We start from the raw sequence: 18,498 nt of genomic DNA, 5'->3' as shown, positions 1-18,498 counted from the left end.
TATCGCGATTCATTTTCACTTTTATTTGTAAGGGAGGGACGGACGAGGAGTCCTAGTAGTTATGGAGAAAAATTGGTATGTTGTTCATACGTATTCAGGGTATGAGAACCGAGTAAAAGCAAACCTAGAAAAACGTGTAGAAACAATGGGAATGCAAGATAAAATCTTCCGAGTGATTGTTCCTGAGCATGAGGAAACAGAAATGAAGGATGGGAAAAAGCGTACGATGATGCGTAAAGTTTTCCCAGGTTATGTATTAGTAGAGCTTATTATGACAGATGATTCTTGGTATGTAGTGCGTAATACGCCGGGTGTAACAGGCTTTATCGGGTCCTCTGGTGGAGGAGCAAAACCAACACCTTTACTACCTGAAGAAGCGGATCGTCTATTACAACAAATGGGTATGACTGATAAGATTGTTGAAGTGGACATCTCTATTGGTGAGGCAGTTGAAGTATTAGAAGGGCCGTTCGCTCATTTCCAAGGACGTGTTGAAGAAATTGACACAGAAAAAGGAAAAATAAAAGTGTCAGTTGATATGTTTGGTCGCGAAACAATTATGGAGCTAGACTTCGAACAAATTCAAAAATTATAGTACAATTTCTAGAACTGTGACATGCCAATTGGTAGACGTTTCGCAGATTTTGTTAATTACTACTTGCTTAAAAAAATTAAAAGTGGTATCATTTCATAGGTCAGACTGTCATACTTTTGTTTGACGTCTGTAATGATAATTTTAATGTTATCGGCACTTAGCTGACAGACAGATATTGAGTGGGAGGGGCAACCCAATTACCACATCACGGACTTAAGGAGGTGTGTCTCGTGGCTAAAAAAGTTATTAAAGTTGTAAAACTTCAAATCCCTGCTGGTAAAGCTAATCCAGCTCCACCGGTTGGTCCTGCATTAGGTCAAGCAGGTGTGAACATCATGGGATTCTGTAAAGAATTCAACGCGCGTACTGCTGATCAAGCTGGTCTTATTATTCCAGTTGAAATTTCAGTATTCGAGGATCGTTCTTTCACTTTCATTACAAAAACTCCACCTGCAGCAGTTCTACTTAAAGTAGCAGCTGGTATCCAATCTGGATCTGGTGAACCAAATCGTAAAAAAGTGGCAACGGTTAAACGTGATAAAGTTCGCGAAATCGCTGAAACTAAAATGCCAGACCTTAACGCTGCTTCAGTAGAAGCTGCTATGTTAATGGTAGAAGGTACTGCACGAAGCATGGGTATTGTTATCGAAGACTAATCCCAGTTACTTGATGTTTTGTTTTTTGGAAGGTTGCGAAGTTTCTTTGTGAACACGCAACCTTTATTCGTGGGAGGTAAAATCCGTTATAACCACAATCAAGGAGGAAATATATAATGGCTAAAAAAGGTAAAAAACTGCAAGATGCAGCTAAATTAATTGATCGTAACTCACTATACAGTGCACAAGAAGCAATCGAACTTGCTCAAAAAACTAGCACAGTAAACTTCGACGCTACTGTAGAAGTTGCTTTCCGCTTAGGTATTGATACTCGTAAAAACGACCAACAAATCCGTGGTGCAGTAGTACTACCAAACGGTACTGGTAAAACTCAACGCGTATTAGTATTCGCGAAAGGTGAAAAACTTAAAGAAGCAGAAGCAGCTGGTGCTGATTATGTAGGTGATGCAGAGTACATCCAAAAAATCCAACAAGGTTGGTTTGATTTCGATGTAATCGTAGCAACTCCTGACATGATGGGTGAAGTTGGTAAACTTGGTCGTGTATTAGGACCTAAAGGCTTAATGCCAAACCCTAAAACTGGTACAGTTACTTTCGATGTAACAAAAGCTATCGAAGAAATCAAAGCTGGTAAAGTAGAATACCGTGCTGACAAAGCTGGTATCATCCACGCTCCTATCGGTAAAGTTTCTTTCTCTGCAGAAAAATTAGTAGAAAACTTCTTAGCTGTATTTGATGTAGTTCAAAAAGCAAAACCTGCTGCAGCTAAAGGTACTTACATGAAGTCTGTAAATATTACAACTACAATGGGTCCAGCTGTTAAAATTGACGCTGCTAACGTAGTAGTAAAATAATTTAAATATATATATTGACAACAGCAATGATTACATGATATAATCATTGCTGTTGTGAATTATCCATTTGTACCGTAGACAGTAGGAGTGACATGTCACTTAATGTTCCTACCGAGGACATCGGAATTCAGATTCTTATTTAAAGATGATGACTTTCAGCCTCTGTGTCTATTTGACGTAGGGGCTTTTCTTTTGTCGGTATAAATGACCCATTCTAATAGGAGGTGTCATCATGAGCAAAGCAATCGAAAACAAACAAGTACAAGTTCAAGAGATTACCGAGAAATTCCAAAACGCTTCTTCTGTAGTAGTAGTGGATTACCGTGGTCTTAATGTTGCACAAGTAACAGAGCTTCGTAAACAACTTCGTGAAGCTGGCGTTGAGTTCAAAGTATACAAAAACACTTTAACTCGTCGTGCTGCTGAAGCTGCTGGTCTTGAAGGAATCAACGACGTATTAGTTGGTCCTAACGCAATTGCGTTCTCAAATGAAGATGTTGTAGCGCCTGCTAAAATCATCAACGAGTTCGCTAAGAAAAACGAAGCTTTAGAAATTAAAGCAGGTATTATCGAAGGTACAATCTCTTCTGTTGAAGATGTTAAAGCACTTGCAGAACTTCCATCACGCGAAGGTCTACTTTCTATGCTTTTATCTGTACTTCAAGCTCCAGTGCGTAACTTCGCACTTGCAACAAAAGCTGTTGCAGATCAAAAAGAAGAACAAGGCGCGTAATTTAATACGTCCAAAAACTTCCGCGGCCTGACCGCAAAAAAATAAAACATTATCCAATTAGGAGGAAATTATAATGAACAAAGAGCAAATCTTAGAAGCTATCAAAGCTATGACAGTTCTTGAATTAAACGATTTAGTAAAAGCTATCGAAGAAGAATTCGGTGTAACAGCTGCTGCTCCTGTAGCAGTAGTTGCTGGTGGTGCTGCTGCAGCTGAAGAGAAAACAGAATTCGACGTAGTATTAGCATCTGCTGGTGCAGAAAAAATTAAAGTAATCAAAGTGGTTCGCGAAATCACTGGTTTAGGTCTTAAAGAAGCTAAAGAAGTAGTAGATAACGCTCCTAAAGCTCTTAAAGAAGGCGTTTCTAAAGATGAAGCTGAAGAAATCAAAACTAAACTTGAAGAAGTTGGCGCATCTGTAGAAGTTAAGTAATCTCGCGTTACTTTTAAACAAAAGGAAAGCTCGTCATATTGGCGAGCTTTTTTCTTCATTCTGAGGAGGCGTGAAAATGTCAGATCACTATTATACAAGTAATCCTCAAACTGAGAGTAAACCTCGTCATTGGACATTTCAATTACTAGGGCATTCGTTTTCATTTGAAACGGATGCAGGTGTATTTAGTAAAAGCGAAGTAGATTTTGGATCCCGTGTTTTAATAGACGCTTTTCAAATGCCTAATATTGATGGTGCAATTTTTGATATAGGGTGTGGATATGGGCCGATAGGATTATCCATCGCCAAAGCGAATCCAGACCGTACCGTTTGTATGATGGATATAAATGAACGTGCAGTTGCGCTTTCGCAAAAAAATGCGCAAGTGAACGGTGTTCAAAATGTACGAATATTTGTGAGTGACGGCCTATCGATGGTTGATAAAGATATAGAAGCAGCAGCTATCTTAACGAATCCGCCAATTCGTGCAGGGAAGGAAACGATTTTCCGCTTTTACGATGGAGCTTATGATAGACTAGTGTCATCTGGAGAGCTTTGGGTAGTAATTCAGAAGAAACAAGGAGCGCCATCGACAGTAAGTTACCTAGAGGGTAAATTTTCCGAAGTCGATGTTGTCGAGAAGAAAAAAGGATACTGGATAATACGAGCAAAAAAATAAATGAAATATGTATAATTTATTGACTTGACAAATCGGCTATGATAATATGATACAATGCAAAAATATTATTTTGAGGTCGTATGCCCTTTTTGTATAGAATTGTTTTAATATGGGTATACTTGCCAAGATAAGTTTAGTTAACCGAAAATGAGATCTTTTTGAAGACTCGTTTTCTTTTTGTCTTTCGAAATCATACACTATTTGTATGATTTTGCAAAGACCTAATATCGCTTTATTGAGGGGTGAATGAGTTGACAGGTCAACTAGTTCAGTACGGACAACACCGCCAGCGTAGAAGCTTTGCGCGTATTAAAGAGGTGCTTGAGCTTCCAAATCTGATTGAGATTCAAACGGCGTCTTACGAGTGGTTCCTTGAAGAAGGTTTACGTGAAATGTTCCGTGACATTTCGCCGATCGAGGACTTTACAGGCAATCTTTCATTAGAATTCATCGATTATTCATTAGGTGATCCTAAATATGATGTTGATGAGTGTAAAGAGCGAGATGTTACTTACGCAGCTCCATTACGTGTGAAAGTACGTCTTTACAACAAAGAAACAGACGAAGTGAAAGAACAGGATGTCTTCATGGGTGATTTCCCATTAATGACAGAAACGGGTACATTCATTATCAATGGTGCTGAACGTGTTATCGTTTCACAATTAGTTCGTTCACCAAGTGTGTATTTCCATGATAAAACGGATAAGAACGGTAAAAAAGGTTTTGGAGCTACAGTGATTCCAAACCGTGGTGCTTGGTTAGAGTATGAAACGGATGCAAAAGATGTGGTATATGTACGTATCGATCGTACTCGTAAACTACCAGTAACCGTATTACTTCGTGCATTAGGTTTTGGCTCAGACCAAGAAATTATCGATATTATCGGTGATAACGAGTATTTACGTAATACGTTAGAAAAAGATAACTCTGAAAGCACTGAAAAAGCACTTTTAGAAATCTACGAGCGTTTACGTCCAGGTGAACCACCAACAGTTGAAAGTGCGAAAAGTTTATTATACTCTCGTTTCTTCGACGCAAAACGCTATGATTTAGCGAATGTTGGACGCTACAAAATGAATAAAAAGCTTCATATTAAAAATCGTTTATTCAACCAAACGATTGCTGAAACGCTTGTAGACCCAGAAACAGGCGAAATTTTAGTAGAGAAAGGTACAGTGCTTGATCGCCGTACTTTAGATAAAATCCTACCTTACCTAGAAGATTCTTCGAAGGGTATTGGTTTCCGTACTTTATCACAAGTTGGTGGAGTACTTGAGGACGATGTAACAATCCAATCTATTAAAATTTATGCACCGAAAGATGAAGCCCAAAAAGAAATTAATATCATTAGTAATGCCTATATTGATGAAGAAGTAAAAAATATCACTCCTGCTGACGTATTGTCTTCAGTAAGCTATTTCTTCAACTTGCTTTATCAAGTAGGTGCAACAGATGATATTGACCATTTAGGTAACCGTCGTCTACGTTCTGTAGGTGAGTTACTACAAAACCAGTTCCGTATTGGATTATCTCGTATGGAACGTGTAGTACGTGAACGTATGTCTATTAACGACACAGCGGCTATCGTACCACAACAATTAATTAATATTCGTCCAGTCATTGCGTCAATTAAAGAGTTCTTCGGAAGCTCTCAATTATCACAATTCATGGACCAAACAAACCCGTTAGCAGAGTTAACGCATAAACGCCGATTATCTGCATTAGGGCCTGGTGGTTTAACACGTGAGCGTGCTGGTTTCGAAGTACGTGACGTTCACTACTCTCACTATGGTCGTATGTGTCCAATCGAGACACCAGAGGGGCCAAACATTGGTTTAATCAACTCATTATCTTCTTTCGCTAAAGTAAATAAATTTGGTTTCATCGAAACGCCTTACCGTCGTATTGACCATGAAACAGGTCAAGTAACGGATCAAATTGATTATCTAACAGCTGATGAAGAAGATAACTACTACGTAGCACAAGCAAACTCACCATTAAATCCAGATGGTAGCTTTGCAAATGACGAAGTAGTAGGTCGTTTCCGCGGAGATAACACAGTATTTAATAAAGCTCAAATGGACTACATGGACGTATCTCCTAAACAAGTAGTTTCTGCAGCGACTGCGTGTATCCCATTCTTAGAAAACGATGACTCTAACCGTGCACTTATGGGTGCAAACATGCAACGTCAAGCAGTTCCACTTCTTAACCCAGAGGCACCATTCGTTGGTACGGGTATGGAACACGTGGATGCACGTGATTCAGGTGCAGCTGTAGTAGCGAAGTATGATGGTATTGTTGAGCATGTTGAAGCTCGCTCTATCCATGTTCGCCGCATTGAAGTTGTTGACGGCAAAGAGGTTAAAGGCGATTTAACAAAATATAAATTACAAAAATTCATTCGTTCAAACCAAGGTACTTCATATAACCAACGTCCGCTTGTAAAAGTAGGTGAACGTGTGAAGCCTCGCGATATTTTAGCAGATGGTCCATCAATGGAAAAAGGCGAATTAGCTCTTGGACGTAACGTACTTGTTGCATTCATGACTTGGAACGGCTTTAACTATGAGGATGCTGTTATTATGAGTGAGCGCCTTGTAAAAGACGATGTTTATACATCTGTTCATATTGAAGAATATGAATCAGAGTCTCGTGATACAAAACTTGGACCTGAAGAAATCACTCGTGATATTCCGAATGTCGGGGAAGATGCACTTCGTAACCTAGACGAACGTGGTATTATCCGTATTGGTGCGGAAGTACGTGACGGTGATATTCTTGTAGGGAAAGTAACGCCTAAAGGAGTTACAGAATTAACTGCTGAAGAGCGTTTATTACATGCTATTTTCGGTGAAAAAGCTCGTGAGGTTCGTGATACATCATTACGTGTCCCTCATGGTGCTGGCGGTATCATTCTGGATGTTAAAGTATTTAACCGTGAAGATGGCGATGAATTACCACCAGGTGTTAACCAATTAGTTCGTGCTTACATTGTTCAAAAACGTAAAATTCGCGTTGGGGACAAAATGGCCGGACGTCATGGTAACAAAGGGGTTATCTCTCGTATCTTGCCAGAAGAAGATATGCCGTTCATGCCAGATGGCACGCCTGTTGATATCATGTTAAATCCACTTGGTGTACCTTCTCGTATGAATATCGGACAAGTTTTAGAATTACACTTAGGTATGGCTTCTCGCTACCTAGGCGTCCACATGGCAACACCAGTATTTGATGGTGCGAATGAAGAAGACGTTTGGGAAACAATGGAAGAAGCAGGGATGAACCGTGACGGTAAAACTATCCTGTATGATGGCCGTTCTGGTGAACCATTTGATAACCGTGTATCTGTTGGTATCATGTATATGATCAAACTTGCTCACATGGTTGACGATAAACTTCACGCGCGTTCAACGGGTCCTTACTCACTTGTTACGCAGCAACCACTTGGTGGTAAAGCGCAATTTGGTGGACAACGTTTTGGTGAGATGGAAGTATGGGCACTTGAAGCATATGGTGCCGCTTATACACTTCAAGAAATCTTAACAGTTAAATCCGATGACGTTGTTGGTCGTGTGAAAACGTATGAAGCCATCGTTAAGGGTGAAAGTGTACCAGAGCCAGGGGTTCCTGAATCATTCAAAGTATTGATTAAAGAACTTCAATCTCTTGGTATGGACGTTAAGATGTTAACAGTTAATGATGAAGAAGTAGAGCTTCGTGATTTAGACGAAGAAGAAGATCTTCAACCAGCTGATGCACTTAACATCGCACCACAGCCAGATACTGAAGAAGAGCCAGTAGAGTCTTTTGAATAATGGAAACCAAAATTCACAATGGTGAAGAAGGTCAAACTTATTTTCAAATTAGCCGGGCAGGATTTAACGCCCTGCCTGGCTTTTTCTTTTAATAAATCATTCTATTTCTAATCCTTTGTCAAAGAGGAAATTCTTTGCAAACGATTATCGAGCTGCGTAAAAGAGTCTTTATAAAGACCTATACTAGAGGGAGGTAGGCTCCTTGATAGACGTTAATGAATTTGAATATATGAAAATCGGTTTAGCATCCCCTGACAAGATTCGCTCTTGGTCATATGGTGAGGTTAAAAAACCTGAAACAATTAACTACCGTACGTTAAAACCAGAAAAAGATGGTTTATTCTGTGAACGTATTTTTGGGCCAACTAAGGATTGGGAATGTCATTGTGGTAAGTATAAACGTGTCCGCTATAAAGGCGTAGTTTGTGACCGCTGTGGTGTTGAAGTAACGCGTGCTAAAGTTCGTCGTGAACGTATGGGTCATATCGAATTAGCTGCACCAGTTTCTCATATCTGGTACTTCAAAGGTATTCCTAGCCGTATGGGTCTAATTTTAGATATGTCACCGCGTGCACTTGAAGAAGTGATTTATTTCGCTTCCTACGTTGTGATTGATGCTGGTGCTACAAATTTAGAAAGCAAACAATTACTTTCTGAAAAAGAGTACCGCGCATACCGTGAAAAGTTCGGAAATACATTCGAAGCTTCAATGGGTGCAGAAGCAATTAAAAAATTATTAGGCAAAATTGACCTAGAAGATGAAACTCATTCTTTAAAAGAGGAGTTAAAATCTGCACAAGGTCAAAGACGTACGCGTGCTATCAAACGTTTAGAAGTTGTTGAATCATTCCGTAACTCAGGTAACTCACCTGAATGGATGATTTTAGATGTACTACCTGTAATTCCACCCGAGCTTCGCCCAATGGTGCAATTAGATGGTGGACGTTTTGCAACTTCAGATTTAAACGATCTATACCGTCGTGTTATCAACCGTAATAACCGATTAAAACGTTTATTAGATTTAGGTGCTCCAAGCATCATCGTACAAAACGAAAAACGTATGTTACAAGAAGCTGTTGACGCATTAATTGATAATGGTCGTCGCGGACGCCCTGTAACAGGTCCTGGTAACCGTCCACTAAAATCACTTTCACATATGTTGAAAGGTAAACAAGGTCGTTTCCGTCAAAATCTACTTGGTAAACGTGTTGACTATTCCGGTCGTTCCGTTATCGTAGTAGGTCCAAACTTAAAAATGTACCAATGTGGTCTACCTAAAGAAATGGCTATTGAGTTATTCAAGCCTTTCGTTATGAAGGAATTAGTAGAACGTGGCCTAGCTCATAATATTAAATCTGCTAAGCGTAAAATCGAACGTTTAAACAACGACGTTTGGGACGTACTAGAAGATGTTATTCGTGAGCATCCAGTATTACTAAACCGTGCACCAACGCTACACCGTCTTGGTATTCAAGCATTTGAACCAACACTAGTAGAAGGTCGTGCTATTCGTCTTCACCCATTAGTATGTACAGCATATAACGCTGACTTCGATGGTGACCAAATGGCCGTTCACGTACCATTGTCTGCAGAAGCTCAAGCTGAGGCTCGTCTTCTAATGCTTGCTGCGCAAAACATTCTGAACCCTAAAGACGGTAAACCTGTTGTAACACCTTCACAAGATATGGTATTAGGAAACTACTACTTAACGCTTGAACGTGAAAGTGCACGTGGAGAAGGTACTATTTTCTACGGTCCAAACGAAGTATTAATCGCATATGATACAGGTCATGTGCATTTGCATACACGTATTGCTATTAAAGCTGGTTCGTTAAATAATCCAACCTTCACAGAGGAACAAAATAACATGTTCCTATTAACGACTGTTGGTAAAGTGATCTTTAACGAAATCTTGCCTGAATCATTCCCTTATATCAATGAGCCGACTGATTTTAACTTAGAGCAAGTAACACCAGAAAAATACTTTGTGAATTTAACAATTGACGAAGAAACACTAAAAGAGCTTGAATCAGATAGTGCTTATAATAGCCTTGATGAAAAAGGGAAAATTGATGCACAACGTACAGCTGTATTGCGCAAGCATTTTGAATCTGTACCAGTTGTAAATCCATTCCGTAAAAAGTTCTTAGGAAATATCATTGCTGAAGTATTTAAACGTTTCCACATTACTGAAACATCTAAAATGCTTGACCGCATGAAAAACCTAGGATTCAAATATTCAACTCGTGCCGGTATTACTGTTGGTGTATCTGATATCGTGGTATTACCTGACAAAGGTGAAATTTTAGCAGTAGCTCAAGAAAAGGTTGATAAAGTTCAAGCGCAATTCCGCCGTGGTTTCATCACAGAGGATGAACGTTATGACCGTGTTATCTCAAGCTGGAGTGCTGCGAAAGATGAAATCCAAGCCAAGCTGATGAAGTCTCTTGAGAAAACAAACCCAATCTTCATGATGTCTGACTCAGGTGCCCGTGGTAACGCATCTAACTTTACACAGTTAGCAGGTATGCGTGGTCTGATGGCCAACCCGGCTGGTCGTATCATCGAACTACCAATTAAATCTTCATTCCGTGAAGGTTTAACAGTATTAGAGTACTTCATCTCAACTCACGGTGCTCGTAAAGGTCTTGCCGATACAGCCCTAAAAACTGCCGATTCAGGTTACTTAACTCGTCGTCTTGTTGACGTTGCACAGGATGTTATTGTGCGCGAAGATGACTGTGGTACTGACCGTGGTTTAACAATTGGTGCATTAATGGAAGGCACAGAGCTAATCGAGGCTCTAGATGAGCGTATTGTTGGTCGTCATACGAAGAAAACAATCGTACATCCTGAAACTGGTGAAGTGATTCTAAATAAAGACGGTTTAATCGATCAAGATGTGGCTCGTGCAATTATCGAAGCTGGTATCGAAGAAGTGACTATCCGTTCAGCATTTACATGTAATACAAAACATGGCGTATGTAAAAAATGTTACGGCATGAACTTAGCAACAGGTGAAAAGGTTGAGGTTGGAGAGGCAGTTGGTATTATTGCCGCTCAATCAATCGGTGAACCAGGTACACAGTTAACAATGCGTACATTCCATACAGGTGGGGTTGCCGGGGACGATATTACACAAGGTCTTCCACGTATCCAGGAGATCTTTGAAGCACGTAATCCAAAAGGTCAATCTGTTATTTCAGAGATCGCAGGTACTGTTTCAGATATCACAGAAATCCGTGAAGGCTTAAAAGAAATTACGATTCAAGGTGACGTAGAAACTCGTAAGTACCAAGCGCCTTATAATGCACGTCTTAAAGTTATCGAAGGTGATAATGTGGAGCGTGGTCAAGTTTTAACAGAGGGTTCTATCGATCCAAAACAATTATTAAAAGTCAAAGACGTTTCAACTGTTCAAGAATATTTATTAAAAGAAGTTCAAAAAGTATACCGTATGCAAGGGGTAGAAATTGGAGATAAACATATCGAGGTAATGGTTCGCCAAATGCTTCGTAAAGTACGTGTAATTGAAGCTGGAGATACAGATTTATTACCAGGTTCATTACTAGATATCCACCAGTTCGCAGAGGCAAACGCAGATGCTGTTATGGATGGCAAAAACCCTGCAACTTGTCGTCCTGTAATCCTAGGTATTACAAAAGCTTCTCTTGAAACAGAATCATTCTTATCAGCAGCATCATTCCAAGAAACAACACGTGTGTTAACAGATGCAGCAATTAAGGGTAAACGTGACGAGCTTCTTGGATTAAAAGAGAACGTAATTATCGGTAAACTTGTTCCTGCAGGTACTGGTATGCAACGTTACCGTCAAATCCGCATTGAAAAAGATGAGCTTGACACAGAAGTCGTTTCTGCTGAATAGATAGTAAAAATAGCGCCGAAGAGATGGAATTCCACCGTCTCTTCGGACTTTTTAAAGATATTAGTTGACAGTATAAAATGGTAATGATAATATATTGAAGGTTGATAGTTAACTGTCTGTACTTCGGAGGATATGAAAATGTCTTATGATAAAGTAAGGGCTAGTCAAACAATCATAGGTACAAAGCAAGCAGTAAAAGCAATGCGAGCCGGTTCAGTGAAAGAACTCCTTGTGGCACTTGATGCAGACAATTGGGTAACCGATTTGGCCATATCTTTCGCGAGAGAAATCGGTATACCAGTTATTCTTGTTGAGTCCAAAAAGGAACTGGGCAAGGCCTGTGGAATCCATGTTGGAGCTGCGGTAGTTGCGATTACTGTAGAGTAGTTTTTGTGTGTTAAGCACAAAGACTTTGTTTTTACCCAAAAAATGAACCACCTGGATGTGTGGTATTAACAAGGAATAAATGAAGGGAGGAAATACCGATGCCTACAATTAACCAATTAGTACGTAAGCCTCGTCAATCTAAAATCACGAAATCAAAATCACCAGCGTTAAACAAAGGATATAACTCATTTAAAAAATCTTTAACTGATGTTAAGTCTCCTCAAAAACGCGGTGTTTGTACTCGTGTTGGTACAATGACACCTCGTAAACCAAACTCAGCGTTACGTAAATACGCTCGTGTACGTTTAACTAACCAAATTGAGGTTACAGCTTATATCCCAGGTGAAGGCCACAACTTACAAGAGCACAGCGTTGTTCTTATCCGTGGCGGACGCGTAAAAGACTTAGCGGGTGTTCGTTACCATATCGTACGTGGTGCTCTTGATACAGCTGGTGTAAACGGTCGTTTACAATCACGTTCTAAATACGGAACAAAACGCCCTAAAGAAAAAAAATAATTTAACGTTCAATAACGTTATTTAAAACTGAGCCTTATACTAAATGTCACAAATATCGAATCTTGCTAGCAGATTTGATATTTGATGGACGAATATAAAAGGCCAACTTATAAAATAATCGATATTTATTCGAAAGGAGGAAAACACATGCCTCGTAAAGGTCCTGTTTCCAAACGTGACGTGTTACCAGATCCAATTTATAGTTCAAAACTAGTAACTCGTTTAATCAATAAAATGATGGTTGATGGTAAAAGAGGTACTTCTCAAAAGATTTTATACGGTGCGTTCGAAATTGTTAAAGAACGTTCTGGTGAAAATCCAATTGAAGTATTCGAAGCTGCTCTAAATAACGTAATGCCAGTTCTTGAAGTACGCGCTCGCCGTGTTGGTGGTTCTAACTACCAAGTACCGGTTGAAGTACGTCCAGAACGTCGTACAACTTTAGGTCTTCGTTACCTAGTTAACTATGCTCGTCTTCGTGGTGAAAAAACTATGGAAGAACGTTTAGCTAACGAAATTCTTGATGCTTCTAACAATACTGGTGCATCAGTTAAGAAACGTGAAGATATGCACAAAATGGCAGAAGCGAACAAAGCATTCGCTCACTACCGCTGGTAATTTAACCTATGTGTTAGCAAATTGGCTAGCACAAGGTCTCTTATACAGTCTTTACCCCAATATGGAAGGAGAAATTTCCTATGAAACGCGAATTCTCACTTGAGAATACTCGTAATATTGGGATCATGGCTCACATTGATGCTGGTAAAACAACAACAACTGAGCGTATCCTTTATTACACTGGTAAGATTCACAAAATCGGTGAAACTCATGAAGGCGCTTCTCAAATGGACTGGATGGAGCAAGAGCAAGAACGTGGTATTACAATCACTTCTGCAGCAACAACAGCCCAATGGGCAGGCCATCGTGTAAACATCATCGATACTCCTGGACACGTAGACTTCACTGTAGAAGTAGAACGTTCATTACGCGTACTTGACGGTGCTGTAACAGTACTAGATGCTCAATCTGGTGTTGAGCCTCAAACTGAAACTGTATGGCGTCAAGCTACAACTTATGGTGTTCCACGTATTGTATTCATTAATAAAATGGATAAAACAGGAGCAGACTTCTTATATTCTGTAGGAACTCTACATGATCGTTTACAAGCAAACGCTCACCCTATTCAATTACCAATCGGAGCTGAAGATCAGTTCTCAGCAATCATTGACTTGGTTGAAATGAAAGCTACTTTCTATGGTGACGAAAAAGGTACAGCAGTAACTGAGGGAGAAATTCCTGAAGAATACCGCGCACAAGCTGAAGAGTACCGTGAAAAATTAATCGATGCTGTTGCAAGTGTTGATGAAGATATCATGGAAAAATATTTAGAAGGCGAAGAAATTACTGTTGCGGAACTTAAAGCGGCAATCCGTCGTGCTACAATCGCAGTAGAATTCTACCCAGTAATCTGTGGTACAGCGTTCAAACACAAAGGTGTACGCCCAATGTTAAATGCTGTTATCGATTACTTACCATCTCCAGTAGATGTACCAGCAATCAAAGGTACTTCTGTTGATGGTGACGAAGAGTTAGAACGTAAATCTTCTGATGATGAGCCATTCTCAGCTCTTGCATTCAAAGTTATGACTGACCCGTTCGTAGGTAAATTAACGTTCTTCCGTGTGTACTCTGGAACATTAGATTCAGGTTCATACGTACAAAACTCTTCTAAAGGTAAACGTGAGCGTGTAGGTCGTATCCTACAAATGCACGCTAACTCTCGTGAAGAGATTTCTAAAGTATTCGCTGGGGACATCGCAGCAGCAGTAGGTCTTAAAGATACTACTACTGGTGATACTCTTTGTGACGAGAAAAACCTAGTTATTCTTGAATCAATGGAATTCCCTGAGCCAGTAATTTCTCTTTCTGTAGAACCAAAATCAAAAGCTGACCAAGATAAAATGGGTCAAGCTTTACAAAAACTTCAAGAAGAGGATCCAACTTTCCGTGCTCATACTGACACAGAAACTGGACAAACAATCATCTCAGGTATGGGTGAACTTCACCTTGATATCTTAGTTGACCGTATGCGCCGTGAATTTAAAGTAGAAGCTAACGTAGGTGCTCCAATGGTATCTTACCGTGAAACATTCCGTAGCTCTGCAAAAGTTCAAGGTAAATTCACTCGCCAATCTGGTGGTCGTGGACAATATGGTGACGTAACGATTGAGTTCTCTCCAAATGAAGAAGGTAAAGGCTTTGAATTCGAAAACGCTATCGTTGGTGGTGTAATTCCTCGTGAATACATTCCTGCAGTTGAAGCAGGTCTTCGTGACTCTCTTGACCGCGGTGTAGTAGCTGGTTACCCTCTAATCGATATTAAAGCGAAATTAGTATTCGGTTCTTACCATGACGTTGACTCGAATGAGATGGCGTTCAAAATCGCTGCATCTATGGCTCTTAAAGAAGCATCTAAACAATGTGATGCTGTTATCTTAGAACCAATGATGAAAGTAGAAGTTGTAATTCCAGAAGAATACCTTGGTGATATCATGGGTAACATTACTTCTCGTCGCGGACGCGTTGAGGGTATGGATGCTCGCGGTAACTCACAAGTTGTTCGTGCTATGGTTCCTTTAGCAGAAATGTTTGGTTATGCAACGACTCTTCGTTCTGCAACGCAAGGTCGTGGTGTATTCTCAATGACATTTGATCATTATGAAGAAGTACCAAAATCAATTGCTGCTGAAATCATCAAAAAAAATAAAGGTGAATAATTGAATTTTCATCTTGCATAAAGTATAACTAATTTGTAAGCTATGATTGCAGGATAGGGGATGGGCCCGTTCTCTATCAGCATTCATTCTATAAATTTCAAAAATAAAACATATAATTTTGAGGAGGCAATCTCTAATGGCTAAAGAAAAATTTGACCGTTCTAAAACGCATGCTAACATTGGTACAATCGGACACGTTGACCATGGTAAAACTACTTTAACTGCTGCTATCGCTACAGTTCTTTCTAAAAAAATGGGTGGTACAGCTAAATCATACGCTGACATCGATAACGCTCCTGAAGAAAAAGAGCGTGGTATCACAATCAATACTTCTCACGTAGAATATGAAACAGAAACTCGTCACTATGCACACGTTGACTGCCCAGGACACGCTGACTATGTTAAAAACATGATCACTGGTGCTGCACAAATGGACGGCGGTATCTTAGTAGTATCTGCTGCTGATGGCCCAATGCCACAAACTCGTGAACACATCCTTTTATCTCGTCAAGTAGGTGTTCCATACTTAGTAGTATTCATGAACAAATGTGATATGGTTGATGACGAAGAATTATTAGAATTAGTAGAAATGGAAATCCGTGACCTACTATCTGAATATGACTTCCCAGGTGACGATATTCCTGTAATCAAAGGTTCTGCTCTTAAAGCTCTTGAAGGTGAACCAGAATGGGAAGAAAAAATCGTTGAATTAATGGACGCTGTAGATTCTTACATTCCAACTCCAGAACGTCAAACTGACAAACCATTCATGATGCCAGTAGAGGACGTATTCTCTATCACTGGTCGTGGTACAGTTGCAACTGGCCGTGTTGAACGTGGTCAAGTTAAAGTTGGTGACGTAGTTGAAATCATCGGTATCGCTGAAGAAGCTAAATCTACTACTGTAACTGGTGTAGAAATGTTCCGTAAATTATTAGACTATGCTGAAGCTGGTGACAACATCGGTGCATTACTTCGTGGTGTAGCTCGTGAAGAAATCCAACGTGGTCAAGTATTAGCTAAACCAGGTTCAATTACTCCACACACTAACTTCAAAGCTGAAGTTTATGTTTTATCAAAAGAAGAGGGTGGCCGTCATACTCCATTCTTCTCTAACTACCGTCCTCAGTTCTACTTCCGTACAACTGACGTAACAGGTATCTGTAACTTACCAGAAGGCGTTGAAATGGTAATGCCTGGTGATAACATCGAAATGACAGTTGAACTTATCGCTCCAATCGCTCTTGAAGAAGGTACTAAATTCTCTATCCGTGAGGGTGGCCGTACTGTAGGCGCTGGCGTAGTTGCTTCTATCCAAAAATAATTTTAGCTTTTGCTAATGTTCAAACCAATCTGTAGGGACGCTTACAGATTGGTTTTTTATGTTAAAATATAAGTAATTTAAAGTTTTAATTAGTGTATGAATACATATCAGCCAGCATGTCATCTAGGTAAACTATTTAAGTGGAAAGGGATTTGAATATGGAGATGAAAATTTTACTGATTGAAGATGATCCATCGATATATAGTATGATTGAAGAACGTTTTGCACAATGGTCATTACAAGTTGTAGGACCCAAAAATTTTCAAAAGGTGATGGATGACTTTATAGAAGTAAAGCCACATCTTGTACTAATCGATATTCAATTGCCAGCCTATGATGGCTTTCATTGGTGTCGAGAAATTCGTCATCTATCCAATGTGCCAATCCTTTTTCTATCTTCTCGAGATCATCCAATGGATATGGTGATGGCAATGCAAATGGGGGCAGATGATTTTATACAGAAACCCTTTCATATGGAAGTATTGCTCGCTAAAGCACAGGCTATTTTACGAAGAACCTATGACTATGTTGAAGCGAAAATGGATGTTACACGATTTAATGATGCTGTTATTGATTATGCAAGGAGTGAAATTATTTGTGATGGAGCTATAGCTTCTTTAACAAAAAATGAACTCTTTATTTTGCGCATTTTAGTGGAACAGGCTAATCATATCGTTTCAAGAGATGAACTAATGAGAAAACTGTGGGATGATGAGCGTTTTGTAAACGATAATACGTTATCGGTGAATGTTAACAGGTTACGTGCAAAGCTAGAGGATATTGGCTTACATGAAGTGATTCTAACAAAAAAGGGACTTGGATATATAGCAGTAACTCAAGGGACGTGAATTATATTGTTACTATTGTTTATAAGAGAGCGCTTTGCATGGATAGGGTTTTTTACATTTATGATGATACTGTTAAACGTGCTATTTTCTTTAGATGTTGGTTTAAATAGTGTTTCTATTTGGTATGTAAATGTAAGTATGCTTGTTAGTTTCATACTCTTCTTCTTATGGCGTTTCTTCCTCGAAGTTGGGAAATTAAATGATTTCCTGGGAAATATGGATAGCCACCTTGATGAAGCCCATAGAAGTAGCTTATCTTTGTCACCTTTTCAAGAAGTTAGCTTTCGAAAAATGGAGGATGTCTTTCATGAAAAGAATATGGAATTAAATCAGGCCAAAGTACAGCTGCAAGAGTATTCAGATGAGTTGCTGGCATGGGTTCATGAAGTAAAAGGGCCTTTAACAACCATTAATTTAATGTTAGACCATGTGGAGGATTTATCAATACGTCGAAAATTAGAAAAAGAATGGTTGAGACTCCATCTGTTAGTCGATCAACAGCTACACCAAACACGACTTACTTCTATAGAAAAGGACAATTATTTAACTGAGATTGAGCTAAAACCAGTTGTTAATAAAGAGATTCGAGCTATGCAAGCCTGGTGTATAGAAAAGGGAATCGGTTTTGAAGTAGATGAACTGACTGAAAAGGTTATGACAGATGGAAAATGGCTATCGTTTATTGTACGACAAATTCTCTCTAACGCCATAAAATATAGTTCAGCCAATTCAGAGGTAGCGATTTTTACTGAACTTGACCCAACAGGTGCTACATTATTACATATTAAAGATGTGGGCATTGGGATACCTTCGGAGGATTTACCTAGGATTTTTCAAAAATCGTATACAGGAAACGTGGGGCGGGAGTCAAGTCAATCTACAGGTATGGGTCTTTATCTAGCATATAATGTAGCAAAAAAAATAGGTATCCGTATAAATGTACAATCGACTGTAGGAGAGGGTTCATTATTTACGCTACGGTTCCCATTACAAAATGAATATGTCAAACTAACAGGTAGATGACGAAAT

General features: G+C 39.4%; 15 protein-coding genes and 1 other annotated feature. All 15 genes read left to right on the top strand.

The annotated features are described in order from the left end of the window. Positions 1-61: 61 nt before the first annotated feature. The 15 genes from nusG (at position 62) to ACE1MS_RS21940 (ending at position 18,492) form a co-directional block, all read left to right on the top strand. Positions 62-595: a transcription termination/antitermination protein NusG gene (nusG, locus tag ACE1MS_RS22010; protein WP_031416728.1), complete on the top strand. Its 534-nt coding sequence runs from the start codon at positions 62-64 to the stop codon at positions 593-595. A gap of 230 nt (positions 596-825) precedes the next feature. After that, the gene (rplK, locus tag ACE1MS_RS22005; protein ID WP_004233593.1) at positions 826-1,251 is read left to right on the top strand and encodes a 50S ribosomal protein L11; all 426 of its coding nucleotides are present in this window, start codon (positions 826-828) and stop codon (positions 1,249-1,251) included. Positions 1,252-1,367: 116 nt separating this feature from the next. After that, positions 1,368-2,066: a 50S ribosomal protein L1 gene (gene rplA / locus ACE1MS_RS22000; RefSeq protein ID WP_031416727.1), complete on the top strand. Its 699-nt coding sequence runs from the start codon at positions 1,368-1,370 to the stop codon at positions 2,064-2,066. Between the two features lie 54 nt (positions 2,067-2,120). Beyond that, positions 2,121-2,266 (top strand) — a sequence feature (ribosomal protein L10 leader region). A 32-nt stretch (positions 2,267-2,298) separates the two neighbouring features. Then, positions 2,299-2,799: a 50S ribosomal protein L10 gene (rplJ, locus tag ACE1MS_RS21995; protein WP_012296080.1), complete on the top strand. Its 501-nt coding sequence runs from the start codon at positions 2,299-2,301 to the stop codon at positions 2,797-2,799. A 73-nt stretch (positions 2,800-2,872) separates the two neighbouring features. After that, positions 2,873-3,232: a 50S ribosomal protein L7/L12 gene (gene rplL, locus ACE1MS_RS21990; RefSeq protein ID WP_012296079.1), complete on the top strand. Its 360-nt coding sequence runs from the start codon at positions 2,873-2,875 to the stop codon at positions 3,230-3,232. A 76-nt stretch (positions 3,233-3,308) separates the two neighbouring features. Beyond that, positions 3,309-3,911, top strand: coding sequence for a class I SAM-dependent methyltransferase (locus ACE1MS_RS21985; protein ID WP_031416726.1), 603 nt, complete (start codon positions 3,309-3,311; stop codon positions 3,909-3,911). A gap of 242 nt (positions 3,912-4,153) precedes the next feature. Further along, positions 4,154-7,729, top strand: a complete 3,576-nt coding sequence (gene rpoB, locus ACE1MS_RS21980; protein WP_012296077.1) for a DNA-directed RNA polymerase subunit beta — start codon at positions 4,154-4,156, stop codon at positions 7,727-7,729. Positions 7,730-7,931: 202 nt separating this feature from the next. Next, positions 7,932-11,615, top strand: a complete 3,684-nt coding sequence (rpoC, locus tag ACE1MS_RS21975) for a DNA-directed RNA polymerase subunit beta' (RefSeq protein WP_031416724.1) — start codon at positions 7,932-7,934, stop codon at positions 11,613-11,615. Positions 11,616-11,753: 138 nt separating this feature from the next. Then, positions 11,754-12,002 (top strand): ribosomal L7Ae/L30e/S12e/Gadd45 family protein, encoded by a 249-nt coding sequence (locus ACE1MS_RS21970; protein WP_036165052.1) that lies wholly within the window; start codon positions 11,754-11,756, stop codon positions 12,000-12,002. 98 nt (positions 12,003-12,100) lie between these two features. Then, a complete protein-coding gene (gene rpsL / locus ACE1MS_RS21965) occupies positions 12,101-12,520 on the top strand; it encodes a 30S ribosomal protein S12 (protein WP_010860613.1) in 420 nt (139 codons plus the stop codon). Between the two features lie 147 nt (positions 12,521-12,667). Beyond that, the gene (rpsG, locus tag ACE1MS_RS21960) at positions 12,668-13,138 is read left to right on the top strand and encodes a 30S ribosomal protein S7 (RefSeq protein ID WP_025116448.1); all 471 of its coding nucleotides are present in this window, start codon (positions 12,668-12,670) and stop codon (positions 13,136-13,138) included. Positions 13,139-13,218: 80 nt separating this feature from the next. Further along, positions 13,219-15,297: an elongation factor G gene (fusA, locus tag ACE1MS_RS21955; protein WP_012296073.1), complete on the top strand. Its 2,079-nt coding sequence runs from the start codon at positions 13,219-13,221 to the stop codon at positions 15,295-15,297. A 136-nt stretch (positions 15,298-15,433) separates the two neighbouring features. Further along, a complete protein-coding gene (gene tuf / locus ACE1MS_RS21950) occupies positions 15,434-16,621 on the top strand; it encodes an elongation factor Tu (RefSeq protein WP_004233614.1) in 1,188 nt (395 codons plus the stop codon). A gap of 158 nt (positions 16,622-16,779) precedes the next feature. After that, positions 16,780-17,469 (top strand): response regulator transcription factor, encoded by a 690-nt coding sequence (locus ACE1MS_RS21945; RefSeq protein WP_031416722.1) that lies wholly within the window; start codon positions 16,780-16,782, stop codon positions 17,467-17,469. Positions 17,470-17,529: 60 nt separating this feature from the next. Then, a complete protein-coding gene (locus ACE1MS_RS21940) occupies positions 17,530-18,492 on the top strand; it encodes a sensor histidine kinase (RefSeq protein WP_447402619.1) in 963 nt (320 codons plus the stop codon). Positions 18,493-18,498 lie beyond the last annotated feature (6 nt).

Source organism: Lysinibacillus sp. fkY74-1 (genome assembly GCF_053165895.1).
Note: the sequence above shows the minus strand (reverse complement) of the source record. Positions and strands in the feature narration are given on the sequence as shown.

What these genes read in the sequence shown, in the direction of transcription:
- rplJ (WP_012296080.1), top strand. Translation starts at nt 2,299, where the DNA reads ATGAGCAAAGCAATCGAAAACAAACAAGTACAAGTTCAAGAGATTACC.
- ACE1MS_RS21985 (WP_031416726.1), top strand. Translation starts at nt 3,309, where the DNA reads ATGTCAGATCACTATTATACAAGTAATCCTCAAACTGAGAGTAAACCT.
- nusG (WP_031416728.1), top strand. Translation starts at nt 62, where the DNA reads ATGGAGAAAAATTGGTATGTTGTTCATACGTATTCAGGGTATGAGAAC.
- ACE1MS_RS21940 (WP_447402619.1), top strand. Translation starts at nt 17,530, where the DNA reads ATGATGATACTGTTAAACGTGCTATTTTCTTTAGATGTTGGTTTAAAT.
- rpsL (WP_010860613.1), top strand. Translation starts at nt 12,101, where the DNA reads ATGCCTACAATTAACCAATTAGTACGTAAGCCTCGTCAATCTAAAATC.
- rpsG (WP_025116448.1), top strand. Translation starts at nt 12,668, where the DNA reads ATGCCTCGTAAAGGTCCTGTTTCCAAACGTGACGTGTTACCAGATCCA.
- ACE1MS_RS21945 (WP_031416722.1), top strand. Translation starts at nt 16,780, where the DNA reads ATGGAGATGAAAATTTTACTGATTGAAGATGATCCATCGATATATAGT.
- tuf (WP_004233614.1), top strand. Translation starts at nt 15,434, where the DNA reads ATGGCTAAAGAAAAATTTGACCGTTCTAAAACGCATGCTAACATTGGT.
- ACE1MS_RS21970 (WP_036165052.1), top strand. Translation starts at nt 11,754, where the DNA reads ATGTCTTATGATAAAGTAAGGGCTAGTCAAACAATCATAGGTACAAAG.
- rplA (WP_031416727.1), top strand. Translation starts at nt 1,368, where the DNA reads ATGGCTAAAAAAGGTAAAAAACTGCAAGATGCAGCTAAATTAATTGAT.
- fusA (WP_012296073.1), top strand. Translation starts at nt 13,219, where the DNA reads ATGAAACGCGAATTCTCACTTGAGAATACTCGTAATATTGGGATCATG.
- rplL (WP_012296079.1), top strand. Translation starts at nt 2,873, where the DNA reads ATGAACAAAGAGCAAATCTTAGAAGCTATCAAAGCTATGACAGTTCTT.